The sequence below is a fragment of the Pseudomonas sp. NY15364 genome (genome assembly GCF_048068235.1).
Lineage (GTDB): Bacteria > Pseudomonadota > Gammaproteobacteria > Pseudomonadales > Pseudomonadaceae > Aquipseudomonas > Aquipseudomonas mendocina_D.
Genome location: NZ_JBLUPX010000068.1, coordinates 1 through 3,462, shown reverse-complemented (window position 1 = coordinate 3,462; position 3,462 = coordinate 1). Strand labels below are relative to the sequence as shown.

The 3,462-nt window shown below is 63.0% G+C and carries 3 protein-coding genes and 1 pseudogene; all 4 read left to right on the top strand.

Annotated features, from left to right (window positions below):
• Positions 1-960: pseudogene (locus ACNFCJ_RS23865) on the top strand (hypothetical protein); the annotation flags it as partial.
• Positions 961-962: 2 nt separating this feature from the next.
• Positions 963-1,442: a hypothetical protein gene (locus ACNFCJ_RS23860; RefSeq protein ID WP_416773867.1), complete on the top strand. Its 480-nt coding sequence runs from the start codon at positions 963-965 to the stop codon at positions 1,440-1,442.
• On the top strand, positions 1,432-3,138 hold the full coding sequence (locus ACNFCJ_RS23855) for a hypothetical protein (RefSeq protein WP_416773866.1): 1,707 nt from the start codon (positions 1,432-1,434) through the stop codon (positions 3,136-3,138). Before ACNFCJ_RS23860 ends, ACNFCJ_RS23855 begins: the two co-directional genes overlap by 11 nt.
• Positions 3,139-3,172: 34 nt before the next feature.
• The coding region (locus ACNFCJ_RS23850) for a hypothetical protein (RefSeq protein WP_416773865.1) at positions 3,173-3,462 on the top strand (290 nt) is incomplete at its 3' end.

Here is a 3,462-nt window from a genome sequence, read left to right as displayed (position 1 = left end):
GGCTTCTGCCAATGGCGCACATGGACCAGCGACCTGCCCACCACCGAGATGATCGAGGACGCCATCACTGGCGCGGGGCTGACGATGGTGGGCAGAGTCGGTGGCTTCAAGCTACCGCCGAGCATGGCCAACCCATGCGGCGACGGCGTGGCCTGGATCAACCGTTTCGACAACCTCTGGCTCAGCGCCACTGCCAGCGGTGCGCGGCGCTGGGTGCAGCAGGTGACCGAGAGCTACAAGCTGCTGCTGACAGCGATGGGCGGCGAGGACGAAGCCACCCAGGTGATCGCCCGCGACAGCGGCAGCGTGGCCATTGAGAGCAGCCAGGCGGATGAGTGGGAGTCGAGCAAGCCGGTTTCTGGGCTGCCAGAGTCGACGGACCTTGCCGACGAAGTTCGGCGCACTGCAGCAATGCTGACGCTGTTGTGGGGTGGGGCGGTGCAGCTGCTTAGCGCGCACCGTGGCACGACACTGAGCTGGCAGGTACCGACCGATCTGGCGCTGGGCATCGACACCGTGCACACGCTGCGCCTTGAGGACAAGGCTCTGGCGCAGGGCAAGTGCCGGCGCATCGAGCACCGCATCGACATCGAGGGCGGCACGGCTATCACGACCATCAGCGTGGCGATCAGCCGGGGCGGTGGCGTAGGCGACCCGCTCACCGTGCCGGCGCGGCCTGACACCAGCCTGCCGCCGATCACGGGCACGGCGGTTCTGACTACTCAGTTGGGTGGGCGCCTGAACAACCCGTACACCGGCGCGCCGATACCGCCCTATGACGACACGCGGCTTGGCTTTTCGGGCAATTGGGACGTGACCGACGACCTCACAGCGCCGGACTTCCCGCGCCGCTTCGATGTTGAGGCCGTGGAGATACCTGAGATCTACCGCGATGAACGTGCCGGTGAGGTGACGGCCCACTATCGGGTCGCCATTCCCAATGACCTTCTGGAGTTGTAGCGATGGCAACACTTGCAGAGCAACGCGCCCAGATTGCCGAGGGCATGCGGCGTAGCCGCCAGGGCACCAGCGAGGCCAGCCGGCGCGCCACGGGGCAGGCGATGATTGAGCGCCGCACCGGCCGTGCTGAGGTCGATGACATCAACGCGCTGGTCAACCAGCCTCGCCAGCGGCGCTCGCTGCCCGCAGTCGAGCCGCGCGGTAGCGTGGCGCCCCAGCGGGGGCGGGGCAACTACGCCGCACCGGCTGGCGGCACGGGCGGCGGTATTGCCGGGCCGCTGACTGAAGTCGAGACGGCGCCCGGCAGCGGCCTGGCCCTGCGTGAGTATCACGAGGGTGAAACTCTGTTCTACGCGACCGACTACATCATGGCTGTTGAGATCCGTCCGCTGAAGTCGACGACGATGGTTGATGGCACCGGAGCATCTGTCCCGCTGGTGTTCCAGCGCCCAGTTACCGGAGGAGGGGGTGATGTTCGATAGTCCTGTGAATGACTCGTGCCCTGGTGAAATTACTGTCTGCGGCTGGCCATGGCATGGCCGAGTTGACTACACCGTTTCCTCTGATTCGCCAGTCCTGACGCTGCCCAATGGCGTTACGACCAGGCTGCCATGGGCTCCAACACCTGTTGCTGCATACGAATGGCACCAGCATGGCACATTGCTCCGCTTCCGCGACCCACGCGCGCCCGACGTAGAGCGCACCCCGGAGCAGTTGGCGGCAGATGCAGAACGCGGCATTGAGTGGCGCGCTGACGTGCTGTACGGCCCGCGTGAAGGGCTGGTGTATGGCATTGGCCCAACAACCCGCCAGCCGCGGAGCTGGCTCTATCACGACGGCACAATGAACTGGCGTGTGACAGTTTCGGCTGCTGGCCAGCTCAGGCTGGCTCAACTGCTGATCGTGGTCGGACGCACCCGCCGGCCTGATGTATGGCATAGCGTCGTTGTTGATCGCCCGTCTGGAGCTCCAGCGCTGACGGATCTGGCTGTGATCGATGCGCTGCCGGATGGATCGAGAGTGCTGTTGGCTCGATATACCGCAGACGACATCCATTACGGCCGGGGCCGCGCGAGCTTTCTGCAGGGTGAGCTGGGCGCATGGTGTGCGCTACCTCGGGAGTTTTGGGAGCTGAGAATTGCTCGGGATGAAACTGGTGGCGCACATACAGCTGAACTGCTGCACGTCCTGACAAACAGCCCTTTTCAGGAGCCTGTGCTGGAGGGGGAGTGGGCAACGATTGATCCGACTGCCACGGCAGAAATTGTCGGCGGTAGTGAGCAGGCTCGAATAGTCGATGTCACTGCGGTAATTGAGCTCTCCGAGTTGTCGCAGGGCCAGGTAGAGCTTGGATTTGGCCCTATTGGCACACACGGCGTGTTATTCGCAGAGTTCAATGCCGAGACTACTGTTGGAGCCTACTACCAGCCTGACGGTGAAATAGGTTTTTACACTGCCCACTACGGTGCGCGCAGCGAGGTGACAACCACGATCACCCCCACTGAGGTGAGTTATCAGGGGGTGTATCGATTCAACGGGAGCGGCGATCCCATCGGCTCGGAAGCGGATAGACCCTTACAGTCTGTCGTCTCCATTGGTAGCGATACTGCTTGGATTGAGCTGAGGCGCGGGGGAGAGACGTTTTCCCGTGCCGAAATTAGCGGTGGACGTGAGGACAGCACTGACTATGAGGCTCGCCCAAGGCGCGCGCGAGATAGCACGGGCCGGGAAATTCAGATTGAGGCAGGCTCCGCGCCTGGTGATTTCTGGGCCGTAAATAAATCCTCTACCCAGCACCCATATGTCTGCTTGATCGATGGGCAGCCGGTCGACTTGGTTGATTGGTGGAGTAGCGCTGAAGGCGCTTGGTCTAACGTCGGCGCCACTGCATCATTTTTTCAGGCACACCGTGGCGGGTTGCGGACTGGGCCGTTGTTCTCAATATGCCGTTATGCGGCTGCGGTTCCTGTTATTTCTGTCCTGGTGATGGACTGGCCGAATATCGGCCTGCCGGCCGTTGCAACTCGCCAATACCTGGGCCGCGTCGGCACCCCCGATGGTTTTGTTCATGTCGGCACCAGCAGCCGAATCCCGCCTTTTGCAGGCTTGTACGGATCATGGAACCCCGTGACCGGCGAGCTACTGCGCGACATTCCAAACCCTGTTTCCTACCTGTGAGGCGTACATGACAACGCGATACTTGAATCGCTGGATGGCCGTGCTGTCCGACCCCATGCCAATCGGCTGGAATCACCTGGCCGTTGAACCGGACGACCTGGGCGAACTGGCCGGCCTGCAGGCGGGCGAGGTGTGCCGGGTGACAATCGTGCAGGCACTTGATCCCCTGGTACGTGGGGACTATGAGGTGATCGAGGTTGCGCGGGTGGCTGGAGTGCTTACCGTGACGCGCGGGCTGGAGGGCAACGAACGAGCGTGGCCGGCCGGCGCGATAGTGTTTGCCGGCATTACTGCAGGCATGCTGCAAGAACTGGCCGAGCGCGG

Coding starts and splice junctions, on each gene's coding strand:
- ACNFCJ_RS23860 (WP_416773867.1), top strand. CDS start 963: ATGGCAACACTTGCAGAGCAACGCGCCCAGATTGCCGAGGGCATGCGG.
- ACNFCJ_RS23855 (WP_416773866.1), top strand. CDS start 1,432: ATGTTCGATAGTCCTGTGAATGACTCGTGCCCTGGTGAAATTACTGTC.